Genomic DNA, 15,544 nt, shown 5'->3' with positions numbered 1-15,544 from the left:
ATCGGCACATGCCGCGGATGGCTGGCCACGCGCGCCAGCCAGGCTTGAACTGCCGGATAGGCAGAAAGATCAAACGCACCCTGATGCGCCACATGGGTGTAGGCATACAACGCCACGTCGGCAATCGAATACTGGTCGCCGACCAGGTACGGCGTCATCTCCAGCTGTTTGTTCATCACCTTGAGCGCCTTGTAGCCGCCCTTGTGCAGCCCCTTGTATTCCTCCAGTCGCTCGTCCGGCAGCCCCAGGTAGAACTGGATGAACCGCGCCACTGCGATATAGGGCTCATGGCTGTACTGCTCGAAGAACTGCCACTGCAGCACCTGGGTGCGCAGGCGTGGCTCGCTGGGCAGGAACTCGCTGCCATCGGCGAGGAAGTTCAGGATGGCGTTGGACTCCCACAGGCAGGTGCCATCCTCCAGCTTGAGTACCGGCACCTTGCCATTGGGGTTCATGGCCAGGAACTCGGGAGTTTCGGTCTCGCCCTTGAGAATGTCCACCGCCTGCCACTCGTACGGGCGGCCCAGCAAGCTGAGCATCAGCTTGACCTTGTAGCAGTTGCCCGATTGGTAATCGCCATACACCTTGTACATCGCCCCTCCCCTTTCACGCAGTTGCAGAACCGTGGCCAATAGTTGGCGACTGTACGGCTAAATGCAATGCCTGCTGTATGGCAAGGATCAAGCCATGGCACGGTAGCCTGAAAAAAATGCTTACACCTGTACAAGGAATTCACCCTATGACCGATGCCACCACCGTGCCCCTGCGCCCGCTGGCAGACAGCTCCCCCTCGGCGGTAGTCGCCGGTTTCATCGCCATGCTCACCGGTTACACCAGCTCGCTGGTGCTGATGTTCCAGGCCGGCCAGGCGGCGGGCCTGACCAGCGCGCAGATCTCGTCGTGGATCTGGGCGCTGTCGATCGGCATGGCGGTGTGCAGCATCGGCCTGTCGCTGCGCTACCGCACGCCGATCACGGTGGCCTGGTCGACGCCCGGCGCGGCACTGCTGATCACCAGCCTAGGTGGCGTGAGCTACGGCGAGGCCATCGGCGCCTACATCACCTGCGCCGTGCTGGTGCTGATCTGCGGGCTCACCGGCAGCTTCGAACGGCTGGTCAGGCGCATCCCCGCGTCGCTGGCCTCTGCCTTGCTGGCGGGCATCCTGTTCAAGATCGGCAGCGAGATCTTCGTCGCCGCCCAGCACCGTACCGTGCTGGTGCTGGGCATGTTCTTCAGTTACCTGCTGGTCAAGCGCCTGTCGCCGCGTTACTGCGTGCTGGCCGCGCTGTTGGTGGGCACCGCGCTGTCCGGCGCGCTGGGCCTGCTGGACTTCAGCGGCTTCCAGCTCGAGGTAGCCACCCCGGTGTGGACCACGCCCAGCTTCTCGCTGGCGGCGACCATCAGCATCGGCATCCCGTTGTTCGTGGTGGCGATGACCTCGCAGAACATGCCCGGGGTCGCCGTGCTGCGCGCCGACGGCTACCAGGTGCCGGCCTCGCCGCTGATCTCGGCCACCGGCTTTGCTTCGCTGCTGCTGGCGCCCTTCGGTTCCCACGGGGTCAACCTGGCGGCCATCAGCGCGGCCATCTGCACCGGGCCGCACGCCCATGAGGACCCGCGCAAGCGCTACACCGCTGCGGTCTGGTGCGGGATCTTCTACGGTATCGCCGGTATCTTCGGCGCCACCCTGGCGGCGCTGTTCGGTGCCCTGCCCAAGGAGCTGGTGCTGTCGATCGCCGCGCTGGCGCTGTTCGGGTCGATCATGAATGGCCTGAGCGTGGCCATGGGCGAGGTTCGCGAGCGTGAGGCGGCACTGATCACCTTCATGGTGACAGCATCGGGGTTCACCCTGTTCTCGATCGGGTCGGCGTTCTGGGGGATTGTGGCGGGGGTGCTGACCTTGCTTATCCTCAGCCCGCGCAAAGGCTGACAACGCTATCGCGGAGCAAGCCCGCCCCCACACCAGTCCACTGCGTGGGAGCGGGCTTGCCCCGCGATAGGGTCACCACAGGCAATCACAGTCGGAAATGCCCCACCATCCCCTTCAGGTCATCCCCCAGCCGCGCCAGCTCGACGCTTGAGCGGGCGTTGTCCTCCATCGCCAGCGCCGCCTGATCGGCGCTGCCGCGGATCTGCGTGACACTGCGGCTGATCTCCTCGGCCACCGAGCTTTGCTGCTCGGCCGCCGCGGCGATCTGCTGGTTCATCTGCTGGATCAACGACACCGCCGCGGCAATGCTGCCCAGCGCACTTTCGGTCTGCAGCGCATCGGCCACCGCCAGGCGCACCAGCTCGGTACTGCCACGGATCTGCGTCACCGACTGCTGAGCATTGCCACGCAGGCTGGCCACCAGGCGCTCGATCTCTTCAGTGGACTGACGGGTACGCCGCGCCAGGGCGCGCACTTCATCGGCCACCACGGCGAAACCACGCCCCTGCTCACCGGCGCGAGCGGCCTCGATGGCGGCATTGAGCGCCAGCAGGTTGGTCTGCTCGGCGACACTCTTGATGACCTCCAGCACGTCGCCGATGGTATGGATCTCGGCACTCAGGCTGTCGATCCCGCAGCTGGCGGTCTCGGCGGCGGCGGCGAGCTGCTCGATGCGCTGCATGCTCTGGCGCACCACCTGCTGGCCGGACTCGACCTTGTCGTCTGCAGCCTGGGCCGCTTCGGCCGCCTGCTCGGCATTGCGCGCCACATCATGCACGGTGGCGGTCATCTGCTGCATGGCGGTGGCCACCTGCTCGGTCTCGTCCTTCTGGCTGCCGACTTCACGGTTGGTCTGCTCGGTCACGGCAGACAACGCCTGGGCGCTGCCGGCCAACTGCTCGATGCCCTGTTGCAGGCCGCTGACCACACCGGACAAGCCCTCGGCCATCTGCTGCATGGCCTGCAACAACTGCCCGACCTCGTCCCTGCGCGGCGCCTCGGCCTCGATGGCCAGCTCACCGGCGGCGATGCGCCGGGCACGAATGATCACCCGCTTGAGCGGCGCGACCACGGCACGGGTGATCAGCCAGGCCGCCAGCACCCCGACCAGCAGCGCCAGCGCGGTGGCGGCGGCGATGGCCACGGCATTGCGCGCAAGCTCGGCCTGCATCGCCTGTTCCTGTGCGCTGTAGGCCTGGTCGACCCGCGCCGTGACCTGTTCCGCGCGGGCCTGCAGCTGGGCCTTGATGCCTTGTTCCTGAGCCAGCAGGTCGGTGTATTCATTGAGTTTGTCGGAGAAGCTGGCGATATGCCCGGCCACCTCGCCCAGCACGCTCTGGTAACCGGCATCGCTCACCGCGCCCTTGAGCTGCTCGACCAGGCTGGCCGCCTCCACAGTCTGGGCAATGCGCCCCTGGCCCACCTCGCCGCCCTTGCGGCTCTGTTCCAGGCGCACCCGGGCCTCGTCCATGGCCTGCAGCATCAGCCGTGACACCTGCGCCACCTGGCCGGCCTGTTCGAGAAACTCGCCGCCCTGCTGGCCTTGCGATTGCTTGAGGGTGTAGGTGCCGTCATCGGCCAGGCCGGCCTGCAACACATCGAGGTTGTTGGCCACGCTGGACACCGACCAGCTGGCCATGTCCAGCGCCAGCTCCTTGCCCTGTACCGCCTGGACGAACTGGTCGAACGCCTGGCCGTAGGCGCCGAGTTCGCCTTCGGTCGAGGCCAGCCCCGGCAGGCCACGGGCGCGTTCGACCAGGCCCTGCAGGCCAGCGCGCAGCACATCGGCTTCGCTGATATCGGAGCGCAGGGCGAACGCCTGCTCGTGCTGGCGCAGGCGCAGCAGGTCGGTATTGAACTGGGCCATCTGGCGCAAGCCGTCGAAGCGCTGGCCTACGCTGAACAGCGCGTATACGCCAATGGCCGCCACCAGCAACGTCAGCAGCAGCACCAAGGCGAAGCCCAGGCCGAGCTTGCGGGCCATGCCCAGGTTGGCCAGAACGCCGTGCTTGGTCACCGCCATCACCGATTCCCCTCTGCCTTGTCGGGCTTTTCCGAGAGGCAAGAGTGACAATCGCGGCGGCCACCTCACAAGAGCCTGGCGCCAGAATGGTGTCATTTAGCTATGAACGTGTCGCTTTCAGGCCGCTGGAGGTCGCCCCGCGTGTCGGAGGAACGCCTGGGCGCGGACGTCCTGTCCGTAGGCGACATTGATGCGCAACCAGTCACATGCCCGCCCCTGGGGGTCGAAGGCGCTGCCGGGCGTGAGCAGCACGGCATGCTCCAGCGCAAGGCGCTCCAGCCCGGCAAAGTCGCGCCCAGGCGAGCGGGCCCAGACGAACATGCCGCCGCAGGGTTCGCACAACACCTCCCAGCCCCACGCCTCCAGCTGCCCGAGGAGCTTGGCCATGTGCTGCCCCAGGCGCACGCGCAGGCGCTGGATGCTCTTGCGGTAGCTGCCATTGGCAAGCATCTGGCCGATCACCTGCTCGGCAAAGCGGCAGGTGCCGATGCCGCTGACCATCTTCAACTCGGCCAGGCGGGCGATCAGCGCAGGGTCCGCGACCACGTAGCCCACCCGCAGCGAACTGCTGAGGGTTTTCGAGAAGCTGCCCAGGTAGATCACCCGCTGCTCGCTGTCGAGGGTGGCCAGGCGGGTGGCCGGGCCTTCCTGGAAGTCGGCGTAGAGGTCGTCCTCGATGATCCGCAGGTCATGCTCGCGGGCCAGTTCCAGCAGGCGATAGGCGACCTTTGGGGTCAGGCTGGTGCCGGTGGGGTTCTGGTACAGGCTGTTGGTGAACAGGCAGCGTGGCCGGTGCTCGACCAGCAGCCGCTCGAGTTCGGCAACGTCTGGCCCGGTGGGCGTGCGTGGCACTTCGAGCATCCGCACGCCGTGCTGGCGCAGCAGGTTGAACAGGTTGTAGTAGCCGGGGCGCTCCACCAGCACTGTGTCGCCCGGCGCCAGCAGGGTGCGTACCAGCAGGTCGAGGGCATGGCTGATGCCCTGGGTGGTGAGGATGCGCTCGGGCTCGGCACTGATGTCGAGCCGCGCCAGGCCCTTGTGCAGTTGCAGGCGCAGGCTGGCCAGGCCCAGCGGCGGGCAGTAGTCGAACAGTGCCTCGGGCTCGCCGCGGCTGACCTGGCGCACGGCCTGCGCCAGTTCCGCCTCGGCGCGCCAGGCCACCGGCAGCCAGCCACAGCCGAGCTTGAGCAGCGCCTCATGGCCTTCGCCGAACAAGCGCCAGCTGCCATCGATGGCCTCACCCCAGGCGCTGCCGGCATCCGCCTGCTGCCCCGGCTTGCGTTCGGCAACGAAAAACCCGGCACCGTGCCGCGCCACCAGCCAGCCGCTGGCCACCAGGCGGTCGTAGGCCTCGATCACGCAGGACGCGCTCACCGCCTGGGCCTTGGCCAGGGTGCGGATCGACGGCAGGCGGGCGCCGGGGCGCAGGCGTTGCTGTTCGATCCAGGCTTGCAACTGTTCGGTCAGTTGCTGGACCAGGGGCGTTGGCTGCAGGCGATCCAGATTCAGGTGCATGGCAAGTGTTTGCTGATTTCGGGCGAACAGTTAATCACAAATGCCTGGGGACTGTGCCTTGTTGGGCAACCCCATAGCCTCGATGCTGCCGACAGACACTCCACCCTTTGACGGATGACCCCATGCCCACCCGCCATGCCCCGGCCCTGCTGGCCTTCGCGTTGTGCCTGATCACCCTCGCGGTGAACCTGCAGGCACCGCTGTACATCACCTACGCCGAACTCGCCGGGCGTGGCGCCGCGGCCACCGCCGTGGCCTTCTCCGGCTATGTGCTCGGCGTACTGCCGGTGCTGCTGGCCCTTGGCGGGCTGGCCGACCGGGTCGGGCGACGCCCGCTGATCATCGCCGCACTGGCTCTGTCGATGCTCGCCACGCTGATCATGCTGCTGTTCCCAAGCCTGGAGGCACTGGGTGCCGCGCGCATGCTCCTGGGGCTGGGTACCGGGCTGGCATCGGCCACGGCCACCGCGTACATGAGCGAACTGATGGCGGGCAGCGACAGCGGCCGCGCCGCCAGTTGGGTCACGGCCAGCACCTCGCTGGGCTTCGGCCTGGGCGCGGCGCTGACCAGCCTGTGCCTGCTGCGCGGGCCCACCCTGGCACCGGCAAGCTTTCATCTGCAACTGTTGCTCGCGGGCATCGCCGTGCTGTTGCTGTGGCGCCTGCCCGACCCACGCCCGGCGCAGCGCAGCGCCATGCTGCGGCTGCCCTGCTACCCCGCCGGTAGCCTGGCCTATGGCATGGCGATCCTGCTGGCGTGGGCCTGTGTCGGCCTGGTGATCGCCCTGCTGCCGGGGATCCTGCGCCAACACGGCCTGAGTGCCTGGTCGGGGTTCTCGACCTTTTGCGTGATCAGTTGCGGGCTGCCGTTCCAGCCCATGGCGCGCCGCCTGCCAAGCGCCCAGGCCACGCTGCTCGGGCTGCTGATACTGCCCTGTAGCTATGGGTTGCTGGCCTGGGGCGCCGACAGCGGTCAACTGGCTGGCGTGCTGCTGGGCGCGATTGCCGCCAGCAGTGCCTGCTACGGTTTTATCTACTTGGGTGGCTTGGCCGCGGTGAACCAGCTCGCTGGCAGCGAGAAGACCCGGGCCAGTGCCGGGTTCTTCTTGCTGGCGTATCTGGGGTTCAGCCTGCCGGTGATCTTTACCGGCTTGCTCAGCGACAGGTTGGGGTCGCGCCTGGCGCTGAGCGTATTCGGCACGGTGTTGCTGCTGGGGTGTGCGGGGGTGGCGTGGCGGTTGTGGATAACCTTGCCGGCCCGTTCGCGGGTAAACCCGCTCCCACAGGAATCGCGCAGCTGTTTGAATGGCGAGCAAGATAATTGATCCCGCCCGCCCAGCGCTGACCGGACAATCAGATCGCCAGTGCACCGCCATCGACGGTCAGGCTGTGCCCGGTGGTGAACGCGGCGCCATCGCTGCACAGGTACAGCACCGCGCTAGCGATCTCCTCGACCTTGCCGATGCGCCCAACCGGATGCATCGCCGCGGCGAACTCAGCCTTGCGCGGGTCGGCCTCGTAGGCGCGGCGGAACATATCGGTGTCGATCACCGCCGGGCACACCGCGTTCACCCGGATGCCCTTCTTCGCATACTCGATCGCCGCCGACTTGGTCAGGCCGATCACCGCGTGCTTGGACGCGGCATAGATGCTCATCTTCGGCGCCGCCGACAGGCCCGCCACCGAGGCGGTATTGACGATCGCGCCACCGCCTTGGGCCAGCAGCAGCGGCAACTGGTACTTCATGCACAGCCACACGCCCTTGACGTTGACGCCCATGATGGCGTCGAACTCGGCCTCGCTGCCCTCGGCCAGGCGGCCCTTCTCGATCTCGATACCGGCATTGTTGAAGGCGTAATCCAGCCGGCCGTAGGCCTGCACGGTCTGCTCGTGCAACCGGCGCACATCGCTGTCGCGGGTCACGTCGCAGGCGACGAACAGGGCCTCGCCACCCTCCTCGCGGATCAGCGCCACGGTGGCTTCGCCGCCGGCCGCGTCGAGGTCGGCCACCACCACTTTCAGCCCTTGGGCAGCGAACGCCTGGGCTGTCGCCCGGCCGATACCCGCCGCACCACCGGTGACCAGGGCTACCTGGCCGGAGAACGTCATGCTCATCACTGGCTCCTGCATGGAGAAATTGAGTCGAGGCTGAGTCTAGTCAGCCCTCCTCCCGGCTGGGCAGCATCATCAGGGGCACGGTTGGACTACTATCGTTTGCGGTGATTTTGCGTGACGCAGTACATAATCACAGCCGATCATCAGCCACCTTTTACCCTGTTCAGGAGAATCCGCCATGCCCCAGACCAACCGCCGTTTCCTGCTGGCAAAGCGTCCGGTTGGCGCCGTGCGCCGCGACGACTTTACCTTCGAGCAGGTGCCGGCTGACCAACCCGGCGCGGGCCAGATCCAGGTGAAGAACCTGTACTTGTCCCTCGACCCGGCCATGCGCGGCTGGATGAATGAAGGCAAGTCGTATATCCCGCCAGTAGGCCTGGGCCAGGTGATGCGTGCCCTGGGCGTGGGCGAAGTGGTTGCCTCGCAGCACCCGGACTACAAGCCCGGTGACCACGTCAGCGGCGCCCTGGGCGTGCAGGACTATTTCACCGGCGAACCCCAGGGCCTGCACAAGATCGACCCACGGCTGGCCCCCCTGCCCCGCTATCTCTCCGCTTTGGGCATGACCGGCATGACCGCCTACTTCGCCCTGCTCGACGTAGGCCAGCCCAAGGACGGCGACACTGTGGTGATCTCCGGTGCGGCAGGCGCGGTGGGCAGCATTGCCGGGCAGATCGCCAAGCTCAAGGGCTGCCGCGTGGTCGGCATCGCCGGCGGCGCGCAGAAATGCCAGTACCTGCTCGACGAACTGGGCTTCGACGGCGTCATCGACTATAAGGCCGAGGACGTGCTGGCGGGCCTGAAGCGTGAATGCCCGAAGGGCGTGGACGTCTACTTCGACAACGTCGGCGGCGATATTCTCGACGCCGTGCTGTCGCGCCTGAACTTCAAGGCGCGGGTGGTGATCTGCGGCGCCATCAGCCAGTACAACAACAAGGAAGCGGTCAAAGGCCCGGCCAACTACCTGGCGCTGCTGGTCAACCGTGCGCGCATGGAAGGCTTCGTGGTGATGGACTACGTCAAGGAGTACGGCAAGGCCGCACAGGAGATGGCCGGCTGGCTGGCCAGCGGCAAGGTGAAGAGCAAGGAGGATGTGGTCGAGGGGCTGGAAACCTTCCCGGAAACGCTGCTCAAGCTGTTCAGCGGAGAGAACTTCGGCAAGCTGGTGTTGAAGGTCTGAAACCCCGGGGCTGCAAGGCAGCCCCGGCAGGCTCGAATCAGCCGCGGATTTCAGCGACCACAGCGGCCAGCGCCTGCGCCGGATCCGCTGCCTGGCTGATCGGGCGACCGATCACCAGGTAGTCGGAACCTGCATCCAGCGCCTGGCGCGGGGTCAGGATCCGGCGCTGGTCGTCCTGGGCACTGCCCGCCGGGCGGATACCCGGGGTGACCAGCTGCAGCGACGGGTGCGCTGCCTTCAGCGCCGGTGCCTCCAGCGCGGAGCACACCAGGCCGTCCATCCCGGCCTTCTCGGCCAGTGCCGCCAGGCGCAATACCTGCTCCTGCGGTTCGATATCCAGGCCAATGCCCGCCAGGTCCTCACGCTCCATGCTGGTCAGCACGGTCACGCCGATCAGCAGTGGCTGCGGGCCGCTGCGCTTGGCCAGCTCTTCACGGCAGGCCGACATCATGCGCAGGCCACCGGAGCAGTGCACGTTGACCATCCACACGCCCATTTCGGCTGCAGCCTTGACCGCCATCGCCGTGGTGTTGGGGATGTCGTGGAACTTGAGGTCGAGGAACACTTCGAAACCCTTGCTGCACAGGGTCTCGACAATCCCCGAAGCGCTGCTGGTGAACAGTTCCTTGCCGACCTTTACCCGGCACAGCGCCGGATCGAGCTGGTCAGCCAGCTTCAGGGCGGCGTCACGGGTAGGGAAATCCAGGGCGACGATCAGGGGCGTCTGGCAGGCGGACATGGGCGCGGTCTCTTGGCAAGTCGTAAACGGCGCGCATTGTAAACGAAGTGGCATGGCCTTTGGAGGCCGCGGGTCATGAGAATTGGCCTGGCAGTGGGCCACTCCTATAATTGAACCATCGCGCACGGCCATGGTTCGAATGCCATGCTGGTGCTGTCATCTTCAGTTTGCAGGAGAACACCGATGCCTTGGTATGCCTGGTTGATACTCATCGTCGCCCTTGGCTCGATCGTTGGCGGACTGATGATGCTGCGTGATACGGCGAAAAAACTGCCGTTGACCGATGAACAGTTGAAGAAAGTTCACGAGCGCAATGCCGAGGCGGATGCCAAGGATGCGCAAGACCGCTGAAATAAGCACTGCCGTCATCAAGAGCCGACCAGCCGGGTGCCGATCGGCTCCAGCCAGCTTTACTCGACCATCAGCTTGTCACGATTGCGCTCCAGCAGCGCTTTGCCTATGCCCTTTATCTCGAGCAGTTCGTCCACGGAGGTGAACGGCCCGTTGGCCTCACGGTAGGCGACGATGGCCTGTGCCTTGGCCTGACCGATGCCGTTCAGCGCTTTTTGCAGGGTTTGCGCATCGGCCGTGTTCAGATCTACCCGATTGTTTGCCTGCTCGGCCGGCATCACTGCCGGCACCGGCTCGGCAGGCATGCTGTTGGGGGCAGCGCTGAGCGAAAAGGACAGGCAGGTAAAAAGCGGGAGCAGCAGATACGACAGGACAGTGTTACGCATGGAGGTCACTCCTTGAGGCTGATTGAAAGGCAACGTTTCCTTGGTTGCCCTGCTACGGTAGATGGCCGTGCCGCCCACGGCAAACCGCTCAAGGTGCGAGTATTTTTCGAGATAATTCAAAGCTTTGAAGCAAAGAAAAGCCCGGCATCAAGCCGGGCTTTTTCCTAAGGCTCCAAGCGACGCTGCTGGTAGATCCAGTCGACGATTTCGCCATCGGGTGCATAACCGCTCACTGTTTCCCGCAGCAGTTGGCGCACCCGCCCGTAATCATCCGCCGCTACCGCTGCCAACAGCTGGCCAAGGCGCTCCTTGAGCACCTCCCACGCCAGGTGGTCCTCATGGGCGCTCATGATCATCGGATGGCGAGTGGCCTCGACGTTGTCGCCGATGAGCAGCTCCTCGTAGAGCTTCTCGCCCGGGCGCAGGCCAGTGAACTCGATGGCGATGTCCCCCGCAGGGTTGCGCTCACTGCGTACGCTCAGGCCCGAGAGATGGATCATCTTCTCCGCCAGCTCGACGATCCGCACCGGCTCGCCCATGTCCAGCACGAACACATCGCCACCTTGCCCCATGGAACCGGCCTGGATCACCAGTTGCGCGGCTTCCGGGATGGTCATGAAATAGCGGGTGATCTTCGGGTGGGTCACGGTCAACGGTCTACCGGCCTTGATCTGCTGGCGGAACAACGGGATCACCGAGCCCGAAGAACCCAGCACGTTGCCGAAGCGCACCATGGTGAAACGGGTGGAGTTGATCTGCGAGACATTGTGATTGTCGCCTAGCAGCACCGGGGAGCTCTCCCGGCTCAGCGCCTGCAGGATCATCTCGGCCAGGCGCTTGCTGCTGCCCATGACATTGGTGGGGCGCACGGCCTTGTCGGTGGAGATCAGCACGAAGTTGGCGACACCTGCCTGCATCGCCGCCTGCGCGGAATGCAGCGTCCCCATGACGTTGTTCAGCACGCCTTCGGCGATGTTGTGCTCGACCATCGGCACGTGCTTGTAGGCGGCCGCATGATAGACGGTCTCGACATGCCAGGTTTGCATGATGTGCAGCAGCTTGCCGGCGTCGCGTACCGACCCCAGGATCGGCAGCAAACGCACGCTAAGCGCCTCCTGCTGGCTACGCTGCTCCAGTTCGTTGAGGATGCAATAAAGGTTGAACTCGCTGTGCTCGAACAACAACAGCGTGGTTGGCTCAAGGCGCATAATCTGCCGGCACAGTTCGGAGCCGATCGAGCCACCGGCCCCCGTCACCATCACCACCTTGCCGGTGATGCAGCGCTGCAACAGGCTGGCTTCGGGCGGAACCGCATCGCGACCGAGCAGGTCGGCGATATCCACTTCCTGGATATCGTCAACCTTGACCCGGCCACTGGCCAGGTCCATGAAACCCGGCACACTGCGTACGTGCAGCGGATAGTGCTCTAGATCGGCGAGAATCTCCCGACGCCGTGCACGGCTGGCTGATGGCACTGCCAGCAACAGCTCCTGGGCACCGGTTTCCTCCATCATTTGGCGGATATGATTGGACTTGTACACCGTCAGGCCGGCGATCGAACGCCCCGCAAGCGATGCGTCGTCATCGACGAATGCCACCGGCCGCATCGCCCGGCCCAGCCTCAGGGCTGCCACCAGTTGGTTACCTGCCGAGCCGGCGCCATAGATGGCGATTTTTGGCAAACCATCATCGCGCGCGGTAAAGGGTATATGGCGAATGGCACCGAACCAGTCACCAAGGAAGTACTGGCGCATCAGCAGGCGCAACCCGCCGATCATGACCATGCTCAGCCACCAATAGTTGAAGACGATCGAACGCGGCACGATCACCTGATGGTTGCTGTACCAGTACACGAAAAGCGCCAGTAACAGGGACGATAGCGTGACGGCCTTGCCAATGGTGGCCAGGGCGTCATTACCGAAATAGCGCATCACTGCACGGTACATGCCGAAGCGGATGAACACCGGAATCGCCACGGCAGGCGCACAAAGATACAGCCAGCCGTGGGCTACGATGGTATCCAGCGCCCTGGTAACACCCAAGCGGACCATGAAGGCCAAGCTGAGCGCGGCCCAGATCAGCAACACATCGGCCGTGACCTGAAAAATCCGTTTATGCCGACGCGAAAGACCGAGCATTCGCGAGCGCAAGTTGATCATCATCCAAACCTCTGAATCTTTCTCGCCCAATACGAGATGCTGCCAGCCCAATCGTCAATGATGAGCTGACACGACATTCCATTCACGCACTTTCCACCTGGCCCGCACGAAAACGGCTGGCCAACACCACCAACGGCGCATACGCGACCAACAATGCCAGTACCCCCTCGACCGCCCCAGTACCGGCAGCGAGCGCCCACGGCAGCAACCACAGCAGATTGATCGCAAGTACCGCCAGGGTCACCGGACGATGGGCTTTGAAATGCCGTGCGGCGAACTGGTAGGCATGGCTGCGATGCGCCTCGTAGACTTTTTCACCCCTCAACAGCCGGCGCAGGAGCGTGAGCGTGGCATCGACCACGAACACACCCAGCAGTATCAGCCAACTCCACAGCAAGGCAGGGTTGGCCAAGGCTGCCTGGATCGACAACAGGCCCAATGTGATGCCCAGGAAGCCGCTCCCCGCATCCCCCATGAAAATCTTGGCGGGAGGAAAATTCCAGCACAGGAAGCCCGCTACAGCACCCGCCAACAGCAAGGCAGCACCGACCAGCTGGACCTGCCCGGTCACCACGTAAATCAGGCAGGCCCCCAGGCAGACACAAATGGCCTCAACGCTGGCAAGGCCATCGATGCCGTCCATGAAATTGTACAAATTGAGCAGCCAGACCAGGTACAGCAACCCCAGCACCCAGCCGAACCATTCTAGTTGCAAGGAAAAACCGAACATGTGCAGCGCCGGCATGCCACCCAGCCAGTAAAGCCCCCAAATGCCGGCAGCGAAATGCCCCAGAAGACGCCAGCGCGCGGCGATATGGCCATGGTCGTCCAAAAAGCCAAGTACGGCGATGCCCAGACCGGCTCCGAGCAGCGCCACCACGCCAGCCAGTTCGCCTGTGCCCGACGCCAACATCACCAGCAGCGCCAGCAGGTAGCCGATTACGATCGCCATACCCCCTCCGCGCGGGGTTGGCAACGCATGGGAACTACGCGCGTTGGGGATGTCCATCAGACTACGGGCAATCGCGTAACGCCTGAGCAGCCATGTCAATACCAGTGACAAAACCGCGATCGCGGCTACCCACACCAAATTGAAACTCATCCAGCACTCCATTGCCCAGGGCTGCCCCTGGGCCATCCATTCGATAATCGCAGTAGCAGGTTCCCGGCCAGGTGTTGCTTAGCAACGGTTCTCAAGCCACTGCCGAGCGCTGTCACGCAATGCCTGAGACGCATCCACCGGAGGCTGCCAGCCAAGCAGCGTGCGCGCCTTGGCGATATCGACGCGCAACGACCCACACAGTTGCTGATGCACACCAGCCAGGCCACACAGGCTTGCGCCCACTGCAAGCCAGGATGCGGGCACCGGCAAGCTGCGAGAGGCATTACCCATGCCATTGGCAAGCAGTGTCAGCAACTGGCCCGTCGAAAAGTCCTGGCCATCCGCGACCAAGAACGTCTGGTTGGCCGCCGCCGGATGTTCAAGGCAGCAAACGAGGAAATCCACCAGATTGTCCAGCGCAACCATGCTGCGTGCATTGCGTACCCGGGCGAAGGGTAGTGGCAGGCGCTTGTGTACCAAGCCCAACAGACGCGCGAAGTTACCCGGTGCATGCGCGGCATACACCAGGGGTGGCCGGATGATGACCAGTTCCGTCTGGGTACCGCGAAAAACCTCGCTCAGAAGCTGCTCGGCCTCAAGCTTCGAGCGGGCGTAGTCCGCCTGCGGCCGGGGGATATCGCGCTCAGTGAAAGGTTGTTCGAGAGAGGTAGCGTTGCCATTGACCCCGATGGAACTGAGAAAGACAAAACGCCGGACACCCTGCGCACATGCCTGCTCGGCCAAGGCCCGAGTAGCCTCGACATTGGCCTCGCGGAACAGTTTGAGCGGATCGCCATCGCGCTCCCTGAGTACATGAGCGCGCCCGGCGGCATGCACCAGCGTATCGCAGCCATCGAGCGCGGATCGCCAGTCGGTGGCACTGCCGAGCATTTCGACCTGTACCCAACCGTCGCCCGGTGGCACATGACGGGTCGATGCGCGGACCTCGCGCCCCTGTTCGGCCAGACGACGCATGAGCGCGTGCCCGATGAAGCCGCTTGCACCGGTTATCAGGCAGCGACCGTTGGCGAGCTCAGACATCGTAGTGGGCCCGATACCAGTCGACGAAGCGCTTGATACCTTCGCGCACACTCACCTTGGGGCGGTAGCCGGTGTCACGTGCCAAGGCCTCGACGTCGGCGTAGGTATGCTCCACATCGCCCGGCTGCAGCGGCAGCAGCTCCTTGGCGGTAGTCTTGCCCAACGCCTGCTCGATCAGCTCGATATAGGTGAGCAGCTCAACAGGCTCGCTATTACCGATGTTGTACACCCGCCATGGCGCACGGCTGCTGGACGGGTCGGGCGCCAACCCGGACCAGTCCGGGTTGGCGCTGGCCGGCCGGTCGAGTACCCGTACCACGCCCTCGACGATGTCGTCGATGTAGGTAAAGTCGCGGCGGTGCCGACCGTGGTTGAACACCTTCAATGGCTCACCGGCCAGAATCGCCCGCGTGAACAGGAACGGCGACATGTCAGGCCTGCCCCAGGGCCCATAGACCGTGAAGAAGCGCAGGCCGGTGGTGGGAATGCCGTATAGGTGACTGTAGGTGTGCGCCATCAACTCGTTGGCTTTCTTGGTGGCAGCGTAGAGCGACACCGGATGGTCGACATTGTCCGCCTCGGCAAACGGTGTGGTTTCGTTGGCACCGTACACCGAGCTGGAGGACGCATAGACCAGGTGCTCGATGCGCTGCTGGCGGCAACCCTCAAGCACGTTCACGAAGCCAACGAGATTACTATCTACATAAGCATGGGGGTTTTCCAGGGAGTAACGCACACCGGCCTGTGCGGCCAGGTGCACGACCCGGTCGAAACCACCTTCGGCAAACAGCGCCTGCATGCCGTCGCGGTCGGCGACGTCGAGCCTGACGAAACTGAAACGTGGCTCGGGCAGCAGTTGATCGAGCCGTGCCTGCTTGAGCGAGACGTCATAATAGTCATTCAGGTTATCGAGCCCGACTACCTCATCCCCCCGATCCAGCAGGTAGCGGCATACATGGAAACCGATAAAGCCTGCACTGCCCGTTACCAGAATTTTCATCGT

14 protein-coding genes and 1 pseudogene are annotated in these 15,544 nt (G+C 64.5%); 4 read left to right on the top strand and 11 right to left on the bottom strand.

What is annotated here, in order from left to right:
• Nucleotides 1-593 (bottom strand): glutathione S-transferase family protein (locus ACQ4N9_RS12820; protein ID WP_430932986.1); only part of this gene is annotated, 593 nt, incomplete at its 3' end.
• A gap of 146 nt (nt 594-739) precedes the next feature.
• Between ACQ4N9_RS12820 and ACQ4N9_RS12815 the strand changes: the two genes are divergently transcribed.
• The gene (locus ACQ4N9_RS12815; RefSeq protein WP_390967719.1) at nt 740-1,930 is read left to right on the top strand and encodes a benzoate/H(+) symporter BenE family transporter; all 1,191 of its coding nucleotides are present in this window, start codon (nt 740-742) and stop codon (nt 1,928-1,930) included.
• A gap of 85 nt (nt 1,931-2,015) precedes the next feature.
• Here ACQ4N9_RS12815 and ACQ4N9_RS12810 read toward each other — a convergent pair whose 3' ends face one another.
• The 3 genes and pseudogenes from ACQ4N9_RS12810 to ACQ4N9_RS12800 form a co-directional block, all read right to left on the bottom strand.
• Nucleotides 2,016-2,720, bottom strand: a complete 705-nt coding sequence (locus ACQ4N9_RS12810) for a methyl-accepting chemotaxis protein (RefSeq protein ID WP_390967781.1) — start codon at nt 2,718-2,720, stop codon at nt 2,016-2,018.
• Between the two features lie 201 nt (nt 2,721-2,921).
• Nucleotides 2,922-3,101 (bottom strand): annotated as a pseudogene (locus tag ACQ4N9_RS12805) (hypothetical protein); the annotation flags it as partial.
• A 969-nt stretch (nt 3,102-4,070) separates the two neighbouring features.
• Entirely contained in the window at nt 4,071-5,468 is a 1,398-nt protein-coding gene (locus ACQ4N9_RS12800) for a PLP-dependent aminotransferase family protein (RefSeq protein WP_390967718.1), read from the bottom strand.
• A gap of 122 nt (nt 5,469-5,590) precedes the next feature.
• On the opposite strand from ACQ4N9_RS12800, the gene ACQ4N9_RS12795 reads away from it, so the two are divergent.
• Nucleotides 5,591-6,793, top strand: coding sequence for an MFS transporter (locus ACQ4N9_RS12795; protein ID WP_390967717.1), 1,203 nt, complete (start codon nt 5,591-5,593; stop codon nt 6,791-6,793).
• Nucleotides 6,794-6,821: 28 nt separating this feature from the next.
• On the opposite strand, the gene ACQ4N9_RS12790 is transcribed toward ACQ4N9_RS12795, so the two are convergent.
• A complete protein-coding gene (locus ACQ4N9_RS12790) occupies nt 6,822-7,583 on the bottom strand; it encodes an SDR family oxidoreductase (RefSeq protein ID WP_390967716.1) in 762 nt (253 codons plus the stop codon).
• 178 nt (nt 7,584-7,761) lie between these two features.
• Here ACQ4N9_RS12790 and ACQ4N9_RS12785 point away from each other — a divergent pair, with 178 nt between their 5' ends.
• On the top strand, nt 7,762-8,763 hold the full coding sequence (locus ACQ4N9_RS12785) for an NADP-dependent oxidoreductase (RefSeq protein ID WP_125857835.1): 1,002 nt from the start codon (nt 7,762-7,764) through the stop codon (nt 8,761-8,763).
• Nucleotides 8,764-8,800: 37 nt separating this feature from the next.
• On the opposite strand, the gene pyrF is transcribed toward ACQ4N9_RS12785, so the two are convergent.
• Entirely contained in the window at nt 8,801-9,502 is a 702-nt protein-coding gene (gene pyrF / locus ACQ4N9_RS12780; RefSeq protein WP_110992544.1) for an orotidine-5'-phosphate decarboxylase, read from the bottom strand.
• Nucleotides 9,503-9,685: 183 nt separating this feature from the next.
• Between pyrF and ACQ4N9_RS12775 the strand changes: the two genes are divergently transcribed.
• Nucleotides 9,686-9,853 (top strand): DUF2897 family protein, encoded by a 168-nt coding sequence (locus ACQ4N9_RS12775; protein WP_258645515.1) that lies wholly within the window; start codon nt 9,686-9,688, stop codon nt 9,851-9,853.
• A gap of 59 nt (nt 9,854-9,912) precedes the next feature.
• Here ACQ4N9_RS12775 and ACQ4N9_RS12770 read toward each other — a convergent pair whose 3' ends face one another.
• From ACQ4N9_RS12770 to ACQ4N9_RS12750, 5 genes are all read right to left on the bottom strand, one after another.
• A complete protein-coding gene (locus ACQ4N9_RS12770) occupies nt 9,913-10,239 on the bottom strand; it encodes a ComEA family DNA-binding protein (protein ID WP_390967780.1) in 327 nt (108 codons plus the stop codon).
• Nucleotides 10,240-10,403: 164 nt separating this feature from the next.
• Nucleotides 10,404-12,401: a polysaccharide biosynthesis protein gene (locus ACQ4N9_RS12765; protein ID WP_430932982.1), complete on the bottom strand. Its 1,998-nt coding sequence runs from the start codon at nt 12,399-12,401 to the stop codon at nt 10,404-10,406.
• A 79-nt stretch (nt 12,402-12,480) separates the two neighbouring features.
• Nucleotides 12,481-13,500, bottom strand: a complete 1,020-nt coding sequence (locus ACQ4N9_RS12760) for an MraY family glycosyltransferase (RefSeq protein WP_390967714.1) — start codon at nt 13,498-13,500, stop codon at nt 12,481-12,483.
• 78 nt (nt 13,501-13,578) lie between these two features.
• On the bottom strand, nt 13,579-14,541 hold the full coding sequence (locus ACQ4N9_RS12755) for an NAD-dependent epimerase/dehydratase family protein (RefSeq protein ID WP_390967713.1): 963 nt from the start codon (nt 14,539-14,541) through the stop codon (nt 13,579-13,581).
• Complete coding sequence (locus ACQ4N9_RS12750; protein ID WP_390967712.1) at nt 14,534-15,541, bottom strand: NAD-dependent epimerase; 1,008 nt, start codon at nt 15,539-15,541, stop codon at nt 14,534-14,536. The genes ACQ4N9_RS12755 and ACQ4N9_RS12750 overlap by 8 nt, the downstream gene beginning before the upstream one ends.
• Nucleotides 15,542-15,544: the final 3 nt, after the last annotated feature.

It is taken from the genome of Pseudomonas sp. ES1 (assembly GCF_050586605.1).
GTDB classification, from domain to species: domain Bacteria; phylum Pseudomonadota; class Gammaproteobacteria; order Pseudomonadales; family Pseudomonadaceae; genus Aquipseudomonas; species Aquipseudomonas sichuanensis.
Note: the sequence above shows the minus strand (reverse complement) of the source record. Positions and strands in the feature narration are given on the sequence as shown.

Coding starts and splice junctions, on each gene's coding strand:
- ACQ4N9_RS12775 (WP_258645515.1), top strand. CDS start 9,686: ATGCCTTGGTATGCCTGGTTGATACTCATCGTCGCCCTTGGCTCGATC.
- ACQ4N9_RS12810 (WP_390967781.1), bottom strand. CDS start 2,720: ATGACCGCCACCGTGCATGATGTGGCGCGCAATGCCGAGCAGGCGGCC.
- ACQ4N9_RS12815 (WP_390967719.1), top strand. CDS start 740: ATGACCGATGCCACCACCGTGCCCCTGCGCCCGCTGGCAGACAGCTCC.
- ACQ4N9_RS12765 (WP_430932982.1), bottom strand. CDS start 12,401: ATGATGATCAACTTGCGCTCGCGAATGCTCGGTCTTTCGCGTCGGCAT.
- ACQ4N9_RS12800 (WP_390967718.1), bottom strand. CDS start 5,468: ATGCACCTGAATCTGGATCGCCTGCAGCCAACGCCCCTGGTCCAGCAA.
- ACQ4N9_RS12760 (WP_390967714.1), bottom strand. CDS start 13,500: ATGAGTTTCAATTTGGTGTGGGTAGCCGCGATCGCGGTTTTGTCACTG.
- ACQ4N9_RS12785 (WP_125857835.1), top strand. CDS start 7,762: ATGCCCCAGACCAACCGCCGTTTCCTGCTGGCAAAGCGTCCGGTTGGC.
- pyrF (WP_110992544.1), bottom strand. CDS start 9,502: ATGTCCGCCTGCCAGACGCCCCTGATCGTCGCCCTGGATTTCCCTACC.
- ACQ4N9_RS12770 (WP_390967780.1), bottom strand. CDS start 10,239: ATGCGTAACACTGTCCTGTCGTATCTGCTGCTCCCGCTTTTTACCTGC.
- ACQ4N9_RS12755 (WP_390967713.1), bottom strand. CDS start 14,541: ATGTCTGAGCTCGCCAACGGTCGCTGCCTGATAACCGGTGCAAGCGGC.
- ACQ4N9_RS12750 (WP_390967712.1), bottom strand. CDS start 15,541: ATGAAAATTCTGGTAACGGGCAGTGCAGGCTTTATCGGTTTCCATGTA.
- ACQ4N9_RS12795 (WP_390967717.1), top strand. CDS start 5,591: ATGCCCACCCGCCATGCCCCGGCCCTGCTGGCCTTCGCGTTGTGCCTG.
- ACQ4N9_RS12790 (WP_390967716.1), bottom strand. CDS start 7,583: ATGAGCATGACGTTCTCCGGCCAGGTAGCCCTGGTCACCGGTGGTGCG.